Source organism: Streptomyces sp. NPDC015346 (assembly GCF_043078785.1).
In the GTDB taxonomy this organism is placed as follows: Bacteria; Actinomycetota; Actinomycetes; order Streptomycetales; family Streptomycetaceae; genus Streptomyces.
Window position 1 is genome coordinate 24,021 of the sequence record NZ_JBIBTW010000002.1, and the last position, 19,969, is coordinate 43,989.

17 protein-coding genes are annotated in these 19,969 nt (G+C 70.4%); 11 read left to right on the forward strand and 6 right to left on the reverse strand.

What is annotated here, in order from left to right; translation table 11 throughout:
• Positions 1-91: 91 nt before the first annotated feature.
• Positions 92-1,600, forward strand: coding sequence for an NAD(P)/FAD-dependent oxidoreductase (locus tag ACF06X_RS06105; RefSeq protein ID WP_392286009.1), 1,509 nt, complete (start codon positions 92-94; stop codon positions 1,598-1,600).
• A 7-nt stretch (positions 1,601-1,607) separates the two neighbouring features.
• Here ACF06X_RS06105 and ACF06X_RS06110 read toward each other — a convergent pair whose 3' ends face one another.
• From ACF06X_RS06110 to ACF06X_RS06125, 4 genes are all read right to left on the reverse strand, one after another.
• Positions 1,608-3,083, reverse strand: coding sequence for a non-reducing end alpha-L-arabinofuranosidase family hydrolase (locus tag ACF06X_RS06110; RefSeq protein ID WP_392286010.1), 1,476 nt, complete (start codon positions 3,081-3,083; stop codon positions 1,608-1,610).
• A gap of 97 nt (positions 3,084-3,180) precedes the next feature.
• Entirely contained in the window at positions 3,181-4,011 is an 831-nt protein-coding gene (locus ACF06X_RS06115; protein ID WP_392286011.1) for a carbohydrate ABC transporter permease, read from the reverse strand.
• Positions 4,008-5,099, reverse strand: a complete 1,092-nt coding sequence (locus ACF06X_RS06120) for a carbohydrate ABC transporter permease (RefSeq protein ID WP_392286012.1) — start codon at positions 5,097-5,099, stop codon at positions 4,008-4,010. The genes ACF06X_RS06115 and ACF06X_RS06120 overlap by 4 nt, the downstream gene beginning before the upstream one ends.
• Positions 5,100-5,103: 4 nt before the next feature.
• Positions 5,104-6,396, reverse strand: a complete 1,293-nt coding sequence (locus tag ACF06X_RS06125) for an extracellular solute-binding protein (protein WP_392286013.1) — start codon at positions 6,394-6,396, stop codon at positions 5,104-5,106.
• A 273-nt stretch (positions 6,397-6,669) separates the two neighbouring features.
• Between ACF06X_RS06125 and ACF06X_RS06130 the strand changes: the two genes are divergently transcribed.
• The 3 genes from ACF06X_RS06130 (at position 6,670) to ACF06X_RS06140 (ending at position 11,480) form a co-directional block, all read left to right on the forward strand.
• Positions 6,670-7,683, forward strand: coding sequence for a LacI family DNA-binding transcriptional regulator (locus ACF06X_RS06130; protein ID WP_392286014.1), 1,014 nt, complete (start codon positions 6,670-6,672; stop codon positions 7,681-7,683).
• 8 nt (positions 7,684-7,691) lie between these two features.
• Positions 7,692-9,911, forward strand: coding sequence for a glycoside hydrolase family 3 N-terminal domain-containing protein (locus ACF06X_RS06135; RefSeq protein WP_392286015.1), 2,220 nt, complete (start codon positions 7,692-7,694; stop codon positions 9,909-9,911).
• A 114-nt stretch (positions 9,912-10,025) separates the two neighbouring features.
• Entirely contained in the window at positions 10,026-11,480 is a 1,455-nt protein-coding gene (locus ACF06X_RS06140) for an endo-1,4-beta-xylanase (RefSeq protein ID WP_392286016.1), read from the forward strand.
• 118 nt (positions 11,481-11,598) lie between these two features.
• On the opposite strand, the gene ACF06X_RS06145 is transcribed toward ACF06X_RS06140, so the two are convergent.
• Complete coding sequence (locus ACF06X_RS06145; RefSeq protein ID WP_392286017.1) at positions 11,599-11,916, reverse strand: DUF5133 domain-containing protein; 318 nt, start codon at positions 11,914-11,916, stop codon at positions 11,599-11,601.
• 147 nt (positions 11,917-12,063) lie between these two features.
• A complete protein-coding gene (locus tag ACF06X_RS06150; RefSeq protein WP_392286018.1) occupies positions 12,064-12,600 on the reverse strand; it encodes a hypothetical protein in 537 nt (178 codons plus the stop codon).
• Between the two features lie 198 nt (positions 12,601-12,798).
• Between ACF06X_RS06150 and ACF06X_RS06155 the strand changes: the two genes are divergently transcribed.
• From ACF06X_RS06155 to ACF06X_RS06185, 7 genes are all read left to right on the forward strand, one after another.
• A complete protein-coding gene (locus ACF06X_RS06155; protein WP_392286019.1) occupies positions 12,799-13,365 on the forward strand; it encodes a hemerythrin domain-containing protein in 567 nt (188 codons plus the stop codon).
• Positions 13,366-13,502: 137 nt separating this feature from the next.
• Positions 13,503-13,763, forward strand: coding sequence for a hypothetical protein (locus ACF06X_RS06160; protein ID WP_392286020.1), 261 nt, complete (start codon positions 13,503-13,505; stop codon positions 13,761-13,763).
• 448 nt (positions 13,764-14,211) lie between these two features.
• Complete coding sequence (locus tag ACF06X_RS06165) at positions 14,212-15,777, forward strand: ABC transporter substrate-binding protein (protein ID WP_392286021.1); 1,566 nt, start codon at positions 14,212-14,214, stop codon at positions 15,775-15,777.
• A 2-nt stretch (positions 15,778-15,779) separates the two neighbouring features.
• Positions 15,780-16,727, forward strand: coding sequence for an ABC transporter permease (locus tag ACF06X_RS06170; RefSeq protein WP_392286022.1), 948 nt, complete (start codon positions 15,780-15,782; stop codon positions 16,725-16,727).
• Positions 16,724-17,578 (forward strand): ABC transporter permease, encoded by an 855-nt coding sequence (locus ACF06X_RS06175; RefSeq protein WP_392286023.1) that lies wholly within the window; start codon positions 16,724-16,726, stop codon positions 17,576-17,578. Before ACF06X_RS06170 ends, ACF06X_RS06175 begins: the two co-directional genes overlap by 4 nt.
• Positions 17,575-19,146 carry an ABC transporter ATP-binding protein gene (locus ACF06X_RS06180; protein WP_392286024.1) on the forward strand — a complete coding sequence of 524 codons (1,572 nt, stop codon included), beginning with the start codon at positions 17,575-17,577 and terminating at the stop codon, positions 19,144-19,146. The genes ACF06X_RS06175 and ACF06X_RS06180 overlap by 4 nt, the downstream gene beginning before the upstream one ends.
• A 40-nt stretch (positions 19,147-19,186) precedes the next feature.
• A complete protein-coding gene (locus ACF06X_RS06185) occupies positions 19,187-19,957 on the forward strand; it encodes a methyltransferase (protein ID WP_392286025.1) in 771 nt (256 codons plus the stop codon).
• Positions 19,958-19,969 lie beyond the last annotated feature (12 nt).

Below are 19,969 nucleotides of genomic sequence, written 5' to 3' on the forward strand. Positions count from 1 at the left end.
GCTGACGTCGGGCCTTTCGTCGGCCCGACCGCTCGACCGTGCCCTGGAGAGGTCCGTGCGGATCCGTCTCCACTCGCCATGGGGAGGCCCGATGGACCGCGCGACGTGTGATGTGGTGGTGGTCGGCAACGGCATCATCGGCCTGTCCACCGCCTTCGAGCTGTCCCAGCGAACGACCGGCCTGCGGATCGCGGTCGTCGGCCCGCCGACCCGAGAGGGAGCGGCGTCCGTGGCCGCCGGGGCCATGCTGAACTGCTTCGGCGAAGCGACGGCCGCCACGCTCGGCGACCCGGCGTCGATCGCGAAATTCGCCATCACCCGGGCCGCCCTCGACGCCTGGCCCGCCTGGCTGGACAAGCTCTGCGACGCGGCGGACGGGACGCGGGCGCGGCGCTCCTTCAGACAGGGCACCTTCATCGTCCTCGGGGCCAGAGCCACCGAATCGACGATCGGCAACTTCCACGCCATCCGTTCCGTGCTCGCCACCTATGACGAACCGTTCGAGGAAGTGGCCCCGGCGGAGATCAAGGGCATCGCCCCGGAGGTGAACTCGCGGCCCGTGCGCGCGCTCCACCTCCCCCGCGAGGGGTCGATCGACGCGCGGGAGGTCCTGGCCCTGCTGGAGAGGGCGCTGACGACGAGCGGAGTCGACATCGTCCCCGGCACCGTGGAGGAGCTGGTCATCTCCGACGGACGCGTCCGGGGAGTCCGCCTGGCCGACGGCGGGACGATGTCCGCTCCGTCCGTGGTCGTGGCGGCCGGCAGCCTGACCCAGCGGTTCATCGAGCAGCTTCCCCCGGGTGCCGTGCCGCTGTTGCTGCACGGCACCGGACTGGCCGTGCTGACCCGGCGCCACGACACTCCCGGGTTCGACCACGTGGTGCGGACACCCAATCAGTCCGGCGCCTGCGGACTGCACCTGGTGCCGCTGGACGAGCGCGGGCACGAGTACATCGGAGGGACGAACCTCCCTTCCTTCCTTCCCTCCGCGGGGCCCAGCATCGGTGTGTCCTTCAACCTCCTGCGCAGGGCGTGCGAGGACTTCGACCACCGGTTGGGTTACTCCCGGATCGACCGCTGGCTGGTCGGCCGGCGCCCCGTCACCCTCGACGGGTTCCCGCTGCTGGGCGCGGCTCCTTCCTGCCGGGGGCTGGTCTTCGCGACCGGAACCTACCGCGACGGCTTCCACAGCTCACCGGTGATCGCCCCGCACATCGCCGATGTGGTCCTCGACCGTGCCGTCGCCCACCCGCACTTCGATCACTTCGTCCCGGAGCGGCCGCCGATCGAGCGGACGAGCGTGGCCGCCGCCATCGACGAATTCGTCGTGCACGAGAACGACAACGCGGTCATGCTCGGCATCCGGCTGCCGTACTGCGTCGACCCCGACAGCATCCGAGGGCATTACCGGCGGACCGCCGAGGACGTCTACGCCCGGATGGCAGAGCCCGTCGCCCTGCCCCCGGAAATCCTCAACGCCGTGAACAACGAGCCGTCCGAGTGCCTGCGCCTGCTCAACCCCTACCTGCGGGCCGCACGGGAGCGCTACGGCGCACGAATCGCTCCCCGCACTCCGCAGCGCGAGGCCGCCGCACAGTAGTGCGCCGTCAGCGACGCAGTGTCAGCAGTCCCGGCCGATAGGGCCAGAGGCCGTAGTCGCCGCCGGAGTCGGGGCTGCGCCCCTGGTAGAGGAACCGCAGGTTGCAGGGATCGACGGTGAAGGTCTGATCGGCGGTGGTGCGGATCAGTTCGCCGTGGCTGATGTCGTTGGTCCAGGTGGCGCCGCTGTTGGCCTTGCCGGCGAAGGGGTTGCTCTCGGTCGCGGCCTGGGGTGTCCACGAGCCGTTCAGACTGGTGGCCGTGAACGAGCGGAAGTAACGGCCCTGCGAGCCGATCGCCTCGACGATCATGAGGTAGCGGTTCTGGCCCTGGAGCTTGTAGACCTGCGGGGCTTCGAACAGGTTGTTCGTCGTATCGCTCATGATCGTTGTGTAGGTCGAGCCGAAACTGCCGGGGAAGTTCCCGATCGGCATACTGGCCCGGTAGATCTTGCCGTTGTCGCCGGCGAAGAACAGGTACATGTTCGTGCCGTCGGCGATGAGCGTCTGGTCGATGGGTCCTGTTGTGGAGCCGGTGATGCTTCCGGAGAAGAGCACCTGCTGCGATGACCAGCCGTTCGGGTCGGTGGGGTCGCTCGACGTCCGGTAGGAGAAGGCGCTCCCACCTCCCCACTGGTAGGCGAGCACCCAGATGTTCTTCGGCGCGAAGTAGAAGAGCGTGGGCGCGACGACGGAGTTCGACATCGTGTTCTGGCCGGCCGAGGCCATCTCCGACCAGTTGGTGAACAGGCCGAAGTTCATCGAACCCCAGCCCGTTCCCGTTCCCGCGGCACCGTGCGTCGTCGCGTAGACGAGATGCTTTCCGCTGTAGGGGACGACGGTGAAGTCCTTGAGCGAGGCCCAGCCCGGCTTGGGCTGCGCCAGCGCGCCCGTCGATGTCCAGCGGTACGTCGAGGGAAGCTCGCACGTGCCGGGGTTGCCGGCGCCGACCCGGACGAGCTGCCACTGCTGGTTGGCGCCGCCCCAGTCGTCGTACTGGACGATGTTCGCGTTGTCGACGGTGGAGCCGCCCTGTACTTCGAGGGCCTTGTTGCTGTGGCGCGCGATCAGCCTCACGTAACCACCCGGGCTGTCGGCAAGCCGCCACTGCTGGTGGGTGGCGTTCAGGTCGGTCCACTGGACGATCGGGCCGCCGTTGGCGGTGGACCCGTTCTGGACGTCCAGCACCTTGCCCGAGTGACGGGACGCGATGCGGTAATAGCCGCCGCCCGCGTCGACGAACTGCCACAGCTGCTGGTTCTGGTCGTTCCTGGTCCACTGGGTGATGCGCGCGCCGTCATTGGTCGCCAGATTGTGGACGTCCAGGGCCTTACCGCTGTTGCGGTTGACCAGCGCGTAGGAGGCGTTGGGGTCGACGGTCGCCGCGGCGGCGGGCGGGGCACCGAGGAGAGTGGCCCCGAACAGTAAGGACGACAGGACCGCGAGTACGAGACTCAGAACGAGGGATGGAGGGCGAAACCGCATCAGAAGAGCTCCTTTGAAGGACGGAGGTGAGCTGGCCCCGAGGAACCGACAGGCGTTTCACCAGGTCTCCTCGGGGGTGGAGGTCACGCGCGACGGGTCAGCCCTTGGTGGCGCCCGCGGTGAGGCCGCCGATCAGCTGGCGCTCGGCGACGGCGTAGAAGGCGAGGGCGGGGACCATGGCGAGCACGATGTAGGCGAGCACGAGTGCGTAGTCGGTCGAGTACTGCCCCTGGAACTGCTGGACGCCGACGGGGATCGTCTGCCACTTCGGGTCGTTGAACACAAGGAGCGGCAGGAAGAAGTTGTTCCAGCTCGCGACGATCGCCAGCACCGAGACCGTGCCGAGCGCCGGCCGCGCCATCGGCAGCAGGATCTTCCAGAAGAAGCGGAACTTCCCGCAGCCGTCCATGACGGCCGCCTCCTCGAGCTCCGCCGGGATGGTCCGGAAGAAACCGCGCAGAATGATGATCGTCATGGGGAGCCCGAAGGCGGCCTGCGGAAGGATCACTCCGAGCGGGTTGTCGAGCAGGTCGAAGTCGCGCAGCAGCAGGAACAGCGGCAGAACGGCCACCGCGAACGGGAACATCAGGCCGATCGTGAACAGCGTGTAGAACAGCTCCCTGCCGCGGAAGGCGTAGCGGGCCAGTACGAACGCCGCCATCGCGGAGGCCGCCACCGTGCAGAATGTCGTGCCGATCGCGATGCCCGCGCTGTTGGCGATCTGCCGCCAGAACATTCCGTCTCCGAGGATGCCGGTGTAGTTGCCGGTCTTCCAGCGCTCCGGCAGCCCGAACGGATTGGTCGTCAGCTCGCCGGTGCTCTTGAAGCCGGAGATCACCGCGTAGATCAGCGGTACGACGACGAACGCGGCGATCAGCCACACCGCGGCGTGCGTCGACAGGCCGCGTGCCGTCCTGCGGGCGTTCATCGGCCACCTCCCACGGTGACGGCCCCGCTCAGGTCACGGCGGAGCACGTAACGCTGGTAGAAGAGGGAGAAGACCAGGCTGATCATGAACAGCACCACGCTGATCGCACTGGCGTAGCCGACCTGGTAGCGCTTGAACCCGAACTGGAACATCGAGATCGCCATCGTCTCGGAGGAGTGGTTGGGCCCGCCCGCGGTCATGACCCAGACGAGGTCGAAGAGCTGGATGGCCCCGATGACGGAGAGGAAGACGCTGATCCGGATCGTCGGGCCGAGCAGCGGCAGCGTCACGTACCGGAAGCGCTGCCAGGCGCCGGCACCGTCGATGGAGGCGGCGTCGAGGACCTCGCGCGGGATGCTCTGCAGCCCGGCGAGGAGGAGCATCATGTGGAAGCCGAAGTACTTCCAGGTCATGACCACGAACAGGGTCGGCATGACCGTCGAGGGGTCGGCGAGCCACGTGCCCCGCAGTCCCTCCAGGCCGAGGGCACCGGCGAGATGGTCGGCCATGCCGTCGCCGGGAAGGAAGATCATGGTGAAGAGGACCGCCGTGACCACCTCGGACAGGATGTACGGCGCGAAGAACACCATGCGGTAGACGGCCCGGCCGCGCAGCCGCTGGTTGAGCAGGACCGCGGTGAACAGCGCGAAGGGCAGCTGCACCGTGATCGACAGGACGATCAGGTACAGCCCGCGCCCCATATCGCCGAGGAAGATCTGATCGGCGAACAGCCTGGCGTAGTTCTCCAAGCCGACGAAGTCGTCCATGGAGCCGATTCCGCCCCACTTGAAGAAGCTGGTGTGGACGGCGACGGCGATCGGGGCGAGGACGAAGACGAGGAAGAGGACCAGCGCCGGGACGAGGAACCAGGTGATCGACGCCCAACTGCCCAGCTCGCGCGGGAGCGACCGGGCCGGGGCGCGCGAGGGTACGGGTACGACGGGTACGGGTGCGGCGTCCGCCGCCCGCTCTTCGGCCGGGTCGTGGGCCGGGCCGCCCGCGGGCGGGTCCTGGGTCGGGTTCTTGGCCGGGTCCTCGGCCCTGCCCGTGGTCGGGCCCTCGGGCGGGTCCTGGGTCGGGGTGGCCACGGAGCTAGGCACCCTTCGCAGCCTCGGTGATCGACCGGGTGACCTGCTCGGGCGTCTTCTTGCCCGCGATGAGGTCGGCGACGCTGTCGTTGACCTCCTGGCCGACCGCCGGCGGGTAGGCCTGGTCGAGGAAGAGCTGAAAGCCCGTCGCCTTGACCAAGCTGTCGGCCACGACCTTCTTGTTGGCGTCGGTGAGCTGGCGCTCCGCGCCCTTGACCACCGGCAGGTAGCCGTTGGAGGCCAGCAGCTTGGACTCGTTCTCCAGAACGAGGAACTTCAGGAAGTCCAGCGCCTCCTTGGGGGCGCCCTTGCGCAGCGCGAAGCCGCCGCCGCCGCCGAACACCTCGGTGGCCCGGCCCGCTCCGCCGTCGACCGTCGGGAAGGGGAAGAAGCCCAGGTCCGCTCCGAGGCCGGCGCCCGCGTCCTCCTGCACCGACGGTGCCCACTGCCCCATCAGCTCCATGGCGGCCTTGCCGTTGCCCATGGTCGCGGCCTGACCGCCCGGGGTGCCGTAGCCGGCGCCGAGGAACGCCGCCTGGAACGGCTGGAGGTCGACCAGCTCCTTGAGGTGGGTACCGGCCTGGACGAAGCCGGCGCCGGTGAAGTCCTTGCTGGTCGCGGCCTGCTGCAGCGCGGGGAGGCCCGCGACACGCATCGCGAGGTAGGCCCAGTAGTAGTGGCCCGGCCATTTCTCCTTGCCCGCGAGGGCGATCGGAGTGACGCCCGCCGCCTTGAGCTTCTCGACGTCTTCGAGGAGCTCGGCCCAGGTGGCCGGCGGCGCGATGATCCCGGCCTTGGCGAAGAGCTTCTTGTTGTACCAGAAGCCGACCATGCCGATGTCGTAGGGCACGGCGTAGGTCCGGCCCTCGATCTGATAGGCCTGCAGCGACACTGGGGTGAGCTCGGAGGACCAGCCCAACGCCTCGGTGAGGTCCTCGACAAGGCCCGCCTCGACCTGCTGCCGCAGCACGCCGCCGCCCCAGGTCTGGAAGACGTCGGGGAGCTTCCCGGAAGCGGTGGTGGCGGTCAGCTTGGACTTGAACGCCTCGTTCTCCAACGAGGTCGTCTCGATCCTGACGTTCGGGTGAGCGGCCGTGAACGCCGAGGAGATCTGCGGGAAGAGGGACTTGCCCGGTTCCGTCGTGGCGATGTTCCACCACTCGAAGGTCACCTTGCCGTCGGCCGCCGACTGGTCGCCGGAGTCGTCACCGCCGCAGGCCGCGGTCAGCGAGACGGACAGGGCGGTCAGGCCCGAGAGCGCCAGGAAGCGTCGTCGACTCGGGAGGGTGCTGGCCATGGGACCTCCGTGGGGCGTGGGCGTGGGGGTGGGGTGGGCGTGGGGTGGCGCGGGGTGGGGAAATACCGATTCGAGCTCGAAAATATTTCGTAACATTCTCGAATTCCGTGCTGCCACAAACTAGGAACGTGAGGCTTCTCGGTCAAGGCCTGTCGCGCAATTTCCTTGAAATCAGCGGCACTTGTGCTTGACAAGCACGTCACGCCGACCGGAAACTCTTCGAAAAGTTTGCGGTAGTTGTCGCCGTCCCTGGCGCCGCGCAGAGGAGTGAAGTTGAGCGAGCAGCGTCCGACCCTGGCCGTCATCGCCGCGGAGGCGGGGGTCTCCCAGGCCACCGTGTCCAAGGTGATCAACGGCCGCTCCGATGTCGCGTCCTCGACACGCGAGCGGATCGAGACCCTGCTGCGGTCCCACAACTACCTCCAGCCCGGCCGTCAGGGCAGGGCCCGCAGGTCGGGCCTGGTCGACCTGATCATCGGCGGTCTGGACAGCGCGTGGGCGGTGGAGATCCTGCGCGGCGTCGAGGCCGAGTGCGCCCAGCGAAGCGTCGGCACCGTCGTGTCGCTCGTCCCGCCGGGCGAGGCCACGCCGTCGAGCTGGGCCGCACTGCCGGTCCTGCACCACAGCGACGGCGTCATCCTCGTCACCGCCTCGGTCACCCAGGCCCAGCGCGCCCAGGTCGAACGGGCCGGGGTGGCGCTGGTCGTCATCGACCCGATCGACCTGCCGGGCAACGACGTGCCGAGCATCGGCGCGACCAACTGGGCAGGCGGCCTCGCCGCCACCGAGCACCTCCTGGAGATGGGGCACCGCCGGATCGCCGCGATCGGCGGGCGCAAGGAGATGCTCTGCAGCCAGGCCCGCATCGACGGGTACCGGGCCGCGCTGGAGCGGGCCGGGATCGAGGTGGACCGCGACCTGATCCGGTTCGGCGACTTCCAGCACGAGGGCGGGTTCCGGCACGCCCGGGAACTGCTCTCTCTCCCCGAGCCGCCGACCGCCATCTTCGCCGGTAGCGACCAACAGGCGATGGGCGTCTACGAAGCCGCCCGGCAGGGCGGGCTGAGCATCCCCCGCGACCTCAGCGTGGTCGGTTTCGACGACCTGCCGATGTGCCAATGGCTGTCACCTCCGCTGACGACGGTGCGCCAGCCGCTGGAGGAGATGGGCCGGCTCGCCGCCCGCGCACTGTTCCAGCTTCTGGAGGACCAGCCCTTGGTCAGCCCCCGGATGGAGCTCTCGACCGAGCTCAAGGTCCGGCACTCCACCGCCCCGCCTCGTCCCTAGGAGACCCCTTGACCGAGCCCTGGCGTGACCCCCTCCTGCCCGCGTCCGTGCGGGTCGCCGATCTGCTGAGACGGATGACGCTGGAGGAGAAGGCGGGGCAACTCGTCGGCTTCTGGGCGTTGCCCTCGAATCCGGGAGCACCTGTCGCGCCGATGGAGGACGATTCCGGCGAGTCCGCGCCCGGCCTCGACGACATCGCCGCCCACGGGCTCGGCCAGCTCACCCGGGTGTACGGAACCGCGCCGGTCACCGCGGAAGCCGGGATGGAGCGGCTCGCCTCGCTCCAGCGGCAGGTGACCGGATCCGGCCGGTTCGGGATCCCGGCGGTCGCTCACGAGGAGTGCCTGACCGGGTTCATGACGTTCGGGGCCACGGTCTTCCCCGGTCCGCTCGCCTGGGGTGCTTCCTTCGATCCCGGGCTCGTACGACAGATGGCCGGCGCCATCGGCGCGGGGATGCGACGAGTAGGCGTCCATCAAGGGCTCGCTCCGGTCCTCGACGTGGTCCGCGACTACCGGTGGGGAAGGACCGAGGAGTGCATCGGCGAGGACCCCTATCTCGTCGGAGCGATCGGCACCGCTTACGTGCAGGGCTTGCAGGGCGCCGGGATCGTGGCGACGCTCAAGCACTTCGCCGGGTACTCCGCCTCGCGCGCCGGCCGGAACATGGCCCCCGTCGCCTCGGGACCGCGCGAGTTCGCCGACGTACTGGTGGAGCCCTTCGTACGGGCACTACGAGAGGGAGGCGCCCGGTCGGTGATGAACAGCTACACCGACGTGGACGGCGTTCCGGTGGCCGCCGACGAACGACTGCTCACCGAACTCCTCAGAGGTGAGCTCGGTTTCAGCGGTGTCGTCGTCGCCGACTACTACTCCGTCTCCTTCCTGGAGACCCGGCACGGCGTCACCGGATCACGCGGCGCGGCCGGCGCCCTGGCGCTGACCGCCGGAATCGACGTCGAGCTGCCCACGGCCCGCTGCTACGGCGAACCGCTGACCGAGCTCGTGCGGTCGGGAAGCGTACCCGAGGCACTCATCGACCGGGCCGCGGAACGGGTCCTGCTGCAGAAGGCCGAGCTCGGCCTGCTCGACCCCGACTGGGAACCCGTCAAGCCCGAGCCGGTCGAACTCGACCCGCCGGAGAACCGGGCACTGGCCAGGCTGCTGGCCGAACGGTCCACCGTGCTGCTCGCCAACGACGGCACCCTGCCGCTGCGGCCGTGCCGGGTCGCGGTCAGCGGGCCGTACGCCGACGACCCGCAGTCCTTCCTCGGCTGCTACTCCTTCCCCAATCACGTCGCGCCGCCCGGCGACCTCGGGCTCGAGATACCGACGCTCGGCGAGGCGCTCACCGCTGCCGGGTTCACGGTCACCGCGGACGATCCGGACGTGAACGTGCTGGTGCTCGGGGACCGGGCCGGCATGTTCGGCAGGGGCACCTCCGGAGAGGGCTGCGACGCCGAGACCCTCGACCTGCCCGGCGACCAGGCCGCACTCGCCTCCGCCGTCCTGGACTCCGAGGTGCCGACCGTCCTGGTCCTCGTCTCCGGACGGCCGTACGCGCTCGGCACGCTGGCCGAGCGCGCGTCCGCCGTCGTGCAGGCCTTCTTCCCCGGCGAGGAGGGCGGGACGGCGCTCGCCCGGATCATCAGCGGGGCCGCGGAACCGACCGGGCGGCTGCCCGTCTCCATCCCCCGCCAGGTCGGCGGAGAGCCTGGCACCTATCTGCACTCCAGGCTCGGCGGGCACACCGACTGGAGCTCGGTCGACCCGACCCCGCTGTTCCCCTTCGGACACGGGCTGAGCTGGACCAGCTTCACCTGCTCGGAGCTCGCGGTGGATCCCGTCGCCGCCACGGACGGAGCCGTCTCCGTCGCGGTCACCGTACGCAACGTCGGCGAGGTGGCCGGGACCGAGGTGGTCCAGCTGTACCTCTCGGACCCCGAGGCGTCCGTCGTCCGGCCGCAGCGGTGGCTCGCCGGATTCTGCAGGGTCGAGCTGCGGCCGGGCGCGGCCGCCCGGATCACCTTCTCCGTCCATGCCGACCGGACCTCTTTCACCGGGGTCGACCTGCGGAGACGAGTGGAGCCCGGGGAGATCGGCGTGGCCGTCGGACGGTCAAGCGGCGATCTTCCGCTCCAGGGCTCCTTCACTCTGCACGGCCCCGTACGTCACCCGGCGGCCGACCGGGTGCTGTCCGTGCCGGTCGAGATCGTCCCGGTTCCATGACCGTCATCGCGTCTCGGCCTCTGTCCTGGTGCCGGGTGCCGTTTGCCGGGTGCCGAGTGCCAGTCCTTCCGTGATTTCCGTCCTCGTCCTCGTCCTCGTACTGGAGGCTCCGTCATGCGCTTAAGTGCCCTTCCCCCCACGACCGTCCGCCGGAAGATCGGCGGCCTGTGTACGGCCCTGATCGTCGGCGCCCTCGGTTCGGCCGCCGTGCTGGTGGCACCGCCGGCCTCGCACGCCGCCGAGAGCACGCTCGGCGGCGCGGCGGCGCAGAGCGGCCGCTACTTCGGGACCGCCATCGCCTCGGGCCGGCTCAACGACTCGACGTACACGACGATCGCGGGCCGCGAGTTCAACTCGGTGACGGCCGAGAACGAGATGAAGATCGACGCCACCGAACCCCAGCAGGGCCAGTTCAACTTCACCGCGGGTGACCGCGTCTACAACTGGGCGGTGCAGAACGGCAAGCAGGTACGCGGCCACACCCTGGCCTGGCACTCCCAGCAGCCCGGCTGGATGCAGAACCTCAGCGGCAGCGCGCTGCGCCAGGCGATGACCCACCACATCAACGGCGTGATGGGCCACTACAAGGGCAAGATCGCCCAGTGGGACGTCGTGAACGAGGCCTTCGCCGACGGCACCTCGGGAGCCCGGCGCGACTCCAACCTGCAACGCACCGGCAACGACTGGATCGAGGTCGCCTTCCGTACCGCGCGCGCCGCCGACCCGGCCGCCAAGCTCTGCTACAACGACTACAACGTCGAGAACTGGACCTGGGCCAAGACCCAGGCCATGTACGCCATGGTCCGAGACTTCAAGCAGCGCGGCGTGCCGATCGACTGCGTCGGCTTCCAGGCACACTTCAACAGCGACAGCCCGTACCACAGCAACTTCCGCACCACCCTCCAGAACTTCGCCGCCCTCGGCGTCGATGTGGCCATCACCGAACTCGACATCCAGGGCGCCTCGGCCACGACCTACGCCAACGTGACCAACGACTGCCTGGCCGTCCCGCGCTGCCTCGGCATCACCGTCTGGGGTGTACGCGACACCGACTCCTGGCGACCGGAGCACTCGCCGCTGCTGTTCAACGGCGACGGCAGCAAGAAGCCCGCCTACACCTCCGTCCTCAACGCGCTCAACGCCGCCTCGCCCACCCCGACTCCGACCCCCACTCCCACCCCCTCGCCCGGTTCTGGACAGATCAAGGGCGTCGGCTCGGGCCGCTGCCTGGACGTGCCCGGCGCCAGTACCACCGACGGCACTCAAGTCAACCTGTGGGACTGCAACAACCGCACCAACCAGCAGTGGACCCACACGGCCGCAGGCGAACTAAGGGTCTACGGCAACAAGTGCCTGGACGCCGCCGGCACCGGCAACGGCGTCAAGGTCCAGATCTACGGCTGCTGGGGCGGCGACAACCAGAAGTGGCGCCTCAACCCCGACGGATCCATCGTCGGCGTCCAGTCCGGCCTCTGCCTTGACGCCGCCGCCCACGGCACCGCCAACGGCACCCTGATCCAGCTCTACTCCTGCTCGAACGGCACCAACCAACGCTGGACCCGCACCTGACCAAGGTCACGGCTGCACCTGGCATAGGAGGGGCCTGGCTCTCCGAACAGTCGGAGGGCCAGGCGGCCGACCTCGGAAGGCGTTCAGGCGGCAGGTGTTGGCTCGGGCGCGCTGTGGATCACGCCGTCAGGGCGGCCTCATCCGACTCCGACATGGACTGCGTCAGCTGCTGCCGGGCAGCGGCCACGGCACTGTCCACCTCACGGGTTCCGGTGGCGACGCACAGCGTGTACGAGAGGTCCTCCCACCTCTGGCGCACTTCCGGGGTGGAGGCCGTCTCAGCACGCAAAGCGCTCAGCGTCTCGTACTCTTCGATCAGGTTCCTGAGCACCGCAGGGTGAGCCATCAGCACAACCTCAACTCCCTTCACGTCACTGCCACTCGGCAGCTGCATCCGGATACCCCGCCACCGCGTCCACACACCTGTCCGGTCCATGGCCTCCTTGCCGATGGCGGCCGGGTGTCGAAGGCCAGCCGGCCTTCGACGGCTGCGATGGTGTGTCCGCAGGGATCCGTCGACCTGACCTGATGCGCACCCGTACCGGGTGAGAGGCGCCGCTTCCCCGGGAGGGGGAAGGCGCGGTCAGGACGAGGAGGGCGCGCCGCTTTCCAGGAGGTCCTTGAGCTGCGCGTGATGGAGCTCGGCCACAGGCGCGAGGAGGTCCGGGTGTCGCAGCAGCGCGGCCGCTTGCCGGTCGTTCTGGTTCGGATGACTCAGGCGCCGGAAATCAACCGTTTCGCCCGCCGCCCACGCCGACCCGGCGAGAGTGGCGAGCGCCGCGGTGACCAAGGCCGGCGTGCCGAGCAGGCAGGCGGCCCAGCTCGCGACGACCTCGTCCACCCAGGTGCGCCACGCGTGCCGCTCCGGGTCCCACGCGTCCTCGTCCGCCTCCGCACCCGTGATCCAGTCGAGCCGTGCGGAGCCACCGGGCCCCGTCAGGTTCATCAGCTGGGCGTCCAGCTCCGTGGGGTACCGCAGCCACGCGGCGACGGTGACGGCTTGGCGCGCCTGGGCCTCGGCGAGGCTGCGCTGCAAGGCCCCGCGGCCGGAGGGATAGGCGTGAATGATCCACTGGGCCGTCGCCGCTATGAGCGAGGAGAGAGAGGAGTCTGCCGACACGGGTGGCCAATTCGGAGTATGAGGGAGCGCGAAAAGGAGAAAGGGGATCGTATCGCCTTGCAGGCGAACGAGGAATGGCGCAGGTCACAGCCCTTCGGCGCAAGAGCGGCCGACACGCTGAGTGGAGCGGAACCACGCTCTGTGCTCGTCGCGCGCTTCACTGGGTGGCCAGCAACCTCAGAGAGAAGGGCACTTCCCATGGGAAACGGCGATGACGTGATCACGGAATTGATGACCGACCACCAGGAGGTCGAGGAGCTTTTCGCGAACATCGAGGAAATGCCCTCCGGTGACGCCCGCAGAAAGATGTACGCCGACCAGGTCACCATGGAACTCGTCCGGCATTCGGTAGCCGAAGAGGCGTACCTGTATCCCGCCGTACGCGAGCACGTTCCGGACGGCGACAGCATGGCCGACAAGGAACTGGAAGACCACGCGGCCGCGGAACGCATCATGAAGGAACTCGAGGGATGCGACGCCGATCATCCCCGGTTCGACGACCTCATCATGCAGCTGATGACGGAGATCCGCAGCCACGTGAACGACGAGGAGAACAATCTGTTCCCTCGCCTGAGGCAAGCGTGTTCCACGGAAATGCTGGAGAAGCTCGGCGACAAGGTGCGCCAGGCCAAGAAGACGGCCCCCACGCGTCCGCACCCCTCCGCCCCCGACAAGCCGCCTGCCAACAAGCTTCTGGCCCCCGGGGTCGGGCTCGTCGACCGCCTGCGTGACGCGATGAGCGGACGGGGCAAAGAGTCTTCCTGAGAGTGCCGGCACCTCCGCCTTCGCAGGGCCGGTGGCACCAGCGGGACAGGTGCCGCCGGCTTGGCGCTCAGGGCTGTTTCGCCATGCCTCTCGCGGGCAGTCGCCGCGAGGGATCATCGAGACAGAAGGACAGCGAGATGACCGAGCGCACACCGGACGCCGCACGGCAGAACGAGTACGAGCACGCCCGGAGCAGCGAGGAACCGGGATCCCACTCCGGCTCGGAGAGCCAGGCTCAGGAGCGCGTCGTACCCGGCACGGCAAGCGCCCGCGAGGGTTACCACCAGGCGGGCACCGGCAGCGGGGAGCCCCTGGCCGGTGTCGAGGCCTCCGAGGACGAAGCCGAGAACCCATCCGAGAACCCCTCGGAAACGGACTCCGACTCCGGGAGCCGATGAGGCCGGCGAGAGCCTGGCGGGTGCCGACCAGCGCCGGGCGGCTCAGGGCGCGGACGAGGCCCTCCGCACGGGCCCCACAGAGTGTTCAGGCCGCTCGGCGGCGGCCGCCAGAGCCGCTGCCGCGCCCGTGCCGGCGCCGGCGCCGAACAGTCCTGTACAGCTCAACGATGACAACGCCCGGCCCGTAGCCCGGCTCGCGCGTAGAGGCCCCCGTGATCGACGGGGGCCTCTGGGTGCTCGGGCGGAATCCCGCGGAGGGCGTCGAGCACAGATCGGGCGGTGCGCGCTCCCCCTAAGCGCGAAGCGCATGGCGGGTCAGCGCGTGACCGACCATCAGACAACATTGACAATCATTTTCATATACGGCAGGCTGCTCACCGCCCCGCCCCCCTCCGTGCCGTCCTGCGGCCGTGGGGCGGGGTCCGCCACGTGAGTCCCTGGGAGCAGCATGTCGATCTTCCGTAACCGTCGAGAGTTCCTCGCCCTGTCCGGCGCCGCCGCGGGTGGCCTGGCCCTGACCGCCTGCGGTGGCGGTGGTGGCGCGGGCACCGGGGAGGGGTCCGCCGGCGGAGGCAAGGGCGAGCCGCGGCGCGGCGGGCAGTTCCGGGCCCTGTTCACCGGCGGCGCCGAGCAGGAGACCATCGACCCGCACGCCGAGGCCCTGGCCATCGACATGGCGCGGACCAAGGCTCTGTTCGACCGGCTGGTGGAGCTCGACGCCGGCATGGCACCCGTGCCGCGCCTCGCGGAGAAGTGGGAGGCCAACGCCGACGCCACCGTATGGCGGTTCACCCTCCGCGACGCGCGGTTCCACGACGGCAAGCCCCTCGCGCCCGAGGACGTCCTCTTCACCTTCGCCCGCATCCTCGACCCGAAGGCGACCACCCACTTCGCGCAGAGCCTGCTCTCCGTCATCGACCTCAAGAAGAGCCGCGCCGTGGGCAAGAACGTCGTCGAGGTCGCGCTGAAGCGGCCCAGCGCCGAGTTCCCGGCCCTCCTCGGCACGCTCGGCACGGCCGTCGTCAGCTCGCGGTACGCCGACCCGGCCAAGCCTGTGGGCACCGGCGCGTTCCGGCTGAAGTCCTTCCAGGCGGGCCGGTCCTTCGTCGCCGAGCGCTTCGACGACCACTGGGACGGCGGCGCGTACGTCGACGAGCTGCGGATCCTGTCCGCCGACGCCGACGCCCGCGGCAACGCCCTGCGGGCCGGGGAAGCGGAGTTCGGCTACGAGATGACCCCGACCTTCGCCCGGACTGTCCAGGCCGACAAGGCGGTGCGGATCCTCGCCGCCAAGGGCAGCACCGCTCACGCCATCGTCATGAAGTGCGACCAGGAGCCCTTCGACAACCCCGACGTCACCCGGGCCTTCAAGCTGCTCGCCGACCGCGAGAAGCTCGTCGAGGTCGTGCTCGCCGGGCAGGGCGTGGTCGGCAACGACATGTTCGGCAAGGGCTACCAGTACTACCCCGAGGACATCCCGCAGCGTACGCGTGACGTCGAGGAGGCGCGCGCCCTGCTGAAGAAGGCCGGCGTGCTCAACAAGACGCTGTCCATCTACACCTCCTCCGTCGCCAACGGCTTCGTGGAGGCCGCGACCCTCTTCGCCGAGCAGGCCGCCGACGCCGGACTGCGTATCAAGGTCACCACCGGCTCCTCGGAGACGTACTTCAAGGACCAGCTCACCAAGGGCGTCATGGGCAGCCACCGCTCCGGTGCGATGACCATCCCCAACTACATCAACGACCGGCTGCTCAGCACCTCCTCGTTCAACGCCTCCGCCTGGCGCCGCAAGGGCTTCGACGCGACCTTCGCCAAGGCGCAGTCCACCACCGACGAAGCCGAACGCACCAAGCTGTACGGCCAGTTGCAGCGCACCGTCCACGACGAGGGCGGGCTGCTCGTCTGGGGCCACCCGGACTGGCTGAACGGTGTCTCCTCCCGGGTCCGCGGCATGGCGGCGGCTCCGCCGAACACCATGCACTCGGCCCGCTTCGACAAGGTGTGGCTGGCCTGACGATGCGCGGGTACGCCCTCCAGCGGCTCACCCTCGGCGTCGCCCAGCTGGCGCTGCTCGCGGTGCTGGTCTTCGTCCTGACCGCCCTCCTGCCGGGCGACGCCGCCGATGTCCGCAACAACGAGGACGCCACCGACGCCCAGGTGGCCGCGCTGCGCGAGCAACTCGGCCTGGACCGGCCGGCGGTGGAACGGTTCACCGACTGGGCGGCCGGGCTGCTCACCGGCGACCTCGGCACGTCCCTGGTCAGCGGCGGGCCGGTGACCGGCATCCTCGCCGACACGGTCGGCACCACCCTGGTGCTGGGCGCGGTGACGCTCGCCGTCGTCCTGCCGCTCGCCCTGCTGCTCGGCGTCGTGTCCGGGCTGCGGGAGGGCGGCCGCCTGGACCGGGCGGTCACCTCGGTCACCCTCGCGCTGAACGCCGTACCGGACTTCGTGCTCGCGCTGCTGCTCGTCGCCGGGCTCTCCCTCAAGCTCGGCCTGCTGCCCGCCACCTGGGTGGGCGTCGAGACGGCCGATCTGCTCGCCGAACCCGCGCTGCTGGTCCTGCCCGTCACGGTGGTGGCGGCCCGCATGATCTGCCTGCTCTCCCGGCAGGTGCGGGCGGGCGTGGTGTCGGTGCTCGGCGCCGGTTACGTCGTTCAGGCCCGGCGCCTGGGCGTGCCGCGCCGGACGCTGCTGCTGCGCCATGTCCTGCCCAACGCGGCGGTCCCCGGCGTCCAGGAACTGGCACGCGTGGGCGACAACCTCGTCGGCGGTGTCCTGATCGTCGAGGCGGTCTTCGCCGTGCCCGGCGTGGCCACCGCCCTCGTACGGGCGGTCGAGGCGCGGGACGTGCCCACCGTGCAGGGCCTCGCCCTGGTGGTCGCGGCCGCGGCGCTGCTGTTCAGCCTCGCGGCGGACCTGCTGTGCCATCGCCTCGTACCACGGACGGAGGTCCTCCGGTGAAGCCGCTCAAACGGTCGACGCCGAAAGGGTCGGCGGCCGCCGGCGTCCTGCGGGCTCCGGTCGGCGCCGTCCTCGTCGCCCTGCCCCTGGGCGTGGCCGTGCTGGGGCCGCTGTTCGCCGAGGTCCCCGCCGCGGGTCTCGCCGCCCCGTACGCCGCGCGCGGCGGCGAGCACCTCCTCGGCACGGACGCCCTCGGCCGGGACGTGCTGGCCCTGCTGCTCCACGGCGGGCGCAGCGCGCTGGGCATGGCCCTGGGCGCGGTCGCCCTCGCCTACCTGCTGGGCGGGCTGGTCGGCCTGATCGCGGCGTCGGCGCGCCGGCGGTGGCTGGACGAACTGCTCATCCGGCCCCTCGACGTGCTGCTTCCGCTGCCCACGCTGCTGGTGATCAGCGTGGTCGCGGTGGGCTGGCGCGGCTCGCCGGCCGCCATCGCGCTCGCGGTCGCCGCGGTGAACGTCCCGCCGGTGGCCCGGCTGGTACGGGCCGCCGCGCTGGACGCGGCGAGCAGTCCGGTGGCCGAGGCGCTGCGGCTGCAGGGCGAGTCCTGGGGCCGTATCCAGGCCGGTCTCGTGGCGCGCTCGGTGCTCGCCCCGGTCGCCGCCGACATCGGCACCCGCGTCACCCTCACGGTCTTCCTGGTCGGTTCGGCGAACTTCCTGGGGCTCGGCCTGAGTCCGACGGCGCCCGACTGGGCCGTGAGCATCGCGCGCGGCCGGGAAGGGCTGCTGCTCCAGCCATGGGCCGTGCTGGCGCCCGCCCTGATGCTCGTCATGTTCACGGTCGGGCTCAACCTGTTCGCCGACCGTCTGCTCGCCCGTTCCCGACGCCGTACCCAGGAGGCCGCCCGATGACCGCGTCGTTCGTCACCGTCCGCGGGCTGACCGCACACGCCGGGGAGGCGGTGCTCCTCGACTCGGTCGACTTCGACCTGTACGAGGGGCGCGTCACCGCGCTCGTCGGCCCGTCCGGCAGCGGCAAGACGACCGCCGCTCTGGCGCTCCTCGGCGAGGCGGGAGCGGGCGTACGGGTTCACGGCCACGTCGCCGTCGGGGGCCTCACCGTCGTGGCCGACCAGGGGCCGACCCCGGAGGCCGCCTCGGTGCTCGGGCGGGTCGTCGCCTATATGCCCCAGCACCCCGGCAGCGCTCTGAACCCGGCCCGCCGCACCGGTGCGGTCCTCGCCGAGCTGGCCCGGCTGCACCGCCCGGATGTCGCGCCGCCGGACGCGGTGACGGAATCGCTGGAGGTCGCCCAGCTCCCCCCGGGGCGGGACGTCGAACGGCGCTTCCCCCACCAGTTCTCCGGCGGCCAGCGCCAGCGCGTCGCGCTGGCCCAGACCCTGGTGTGCCGGCCGCGGGTCCTCGTCCTCGACGAACCGAGCACCGGTCTGGACACCGTGGCCCGCATGCGCCTCGCGGACGAACTGGCCGCGCTCACCCGGCGGGGCCTCGGAATCCTGCTCCTCAGCCACGACCATGACCTGGTGCGGGCGCTCGCCGACCACGTGGTCGTGATGAGCCGCGGCCGGGTGACGGCCTCGGGGACTCCCGCCGGGACCCTGCCCGACCGGCCCCGGCCGGACGCCGTACGCCACAGCCCCACCGATCCCGACCGGCCGCCCGTCCTCGAGGTGCGCGGGCTCTCCGCGCATCTGCACAGCCGTGGCCGCGGCCCCGTGCTGCACGGGGTCGACCTGACCCTGCCGGCCGGGGCCTGCGTCGGCGTCGCGGGACTGTCCGGCAGCGGCAAGACGACCCTGGCGCGCTGCGTCGCCGGCCTCCACGAACGCCGCCGGGGCCAGGTGCTCCTGGACGGTGAAGACCTGCCCGTGCTGCGGCGGCGCACCCGGGAGCAGAAGCGGCGCGTGCAGTACGTGTGGCAGGAGGTGCGCGGCTCCTTCGACGAGCGGCACGCGATCGTCGAGCAGGTGGCCCGCACCGCTGTACGGCTCCGCGGCCTCGCCGTCGGCGACGCGCGCGCCGAGGCCCTACGGCTGCTGCACCGGCTCGGGCTCGACGAGGCGACCGCCGCCCGGCGGCCCGGCGGTCTGTCCGGCGGTGAGCTGCAACGCGCGGCCCTGGCACGGGCGGTCATCGCCAAGCCCGATGTGCTGATCTGCGACGAGATCACCACGGCCCTGGACCCGAACGCCACCGAAGCCGTCCTGGCCGAACTCGCCCGGCTGCGCGAGGAGTACGGCACCGCGCTGCTCTGGGTCAGCCACGACCTCGAACTCCTCGCCGCCGTCGCCCACCACGTCGTCGTCATCGACAACGGGCACGTCGTCGAGACCGGCACACCCGACGAGGTGCTGTGCGCGCCCCGGGCCACGCTCACCCGGCGGCTCGTCAGCGCCATGGACCTCGGTACGGACCGGGCGGCCACGGACCTGACCGCCCCCGCCCCGTCCGGTCCCTGAATCCACCGGCTTCCCATCCCCATCCGACCATGGAGGACCCATGACCGACCGGACCGCGGCCGACGCGACGGCGCCCCAGGACGACGTCCGCGCCCTGCTGGACTCGCTGCCCGACACACTGCCCCGCGAGGAGATCCTCGCCATCAACAGCGGCTCCAAGTCCGAGATACACACCGAGCGGACGTACGACTACAACGGCTGGACCTTCACGCTGCCCCCGGGCGTCTTCAAGCCGGGCGACACCAGCCGGCTCGTCCACGACCGCCTCCTCGACGGCACGATCCCCGTCAAGGGCAGGTCGTACGCGGCGATGGGCGTCGGCCTCGGCGTCGAAGCCGTGATCGCCGGCACGCTCGGGGCGCGGGAGATCTACGCGGCCGACGTCCACCCGGACAGCGTGGCCACGGCGGCCGGGCACTACGCGCGCCTCGTCGGGGACCGGCCGGAGACCGTGTTCCGGCCGCTGGTGTCGAACCTCTTCGAGGAGTTCCCGGACTCCGCCCGGCTCGACGTCATCACCTTCAACCCGCCGGCCGTCAGTACGCGGACGAGCGACGACCCCACCGTGGTGCGCAACGTCTGCGTGGGCGCCGAGATCGTCCTGCGCTTCTTCGACCAGATCGTCACCCGCGACCTGCTCGCACCGGACGGCGAGATCTACCTGATCGTTTCCAACACCGCCGAACTCAAGCGGATCGTCGGCCACGGCATCGACGCGGGATTCCGTCCCGTCGTGCTGCACCGCCAGACCTGGGAGGGCGACAACTGCCAGGCGTACCTGTTCAAGCTCATCCGCCGCGACGCCGTCTGACCGGGAGGACAA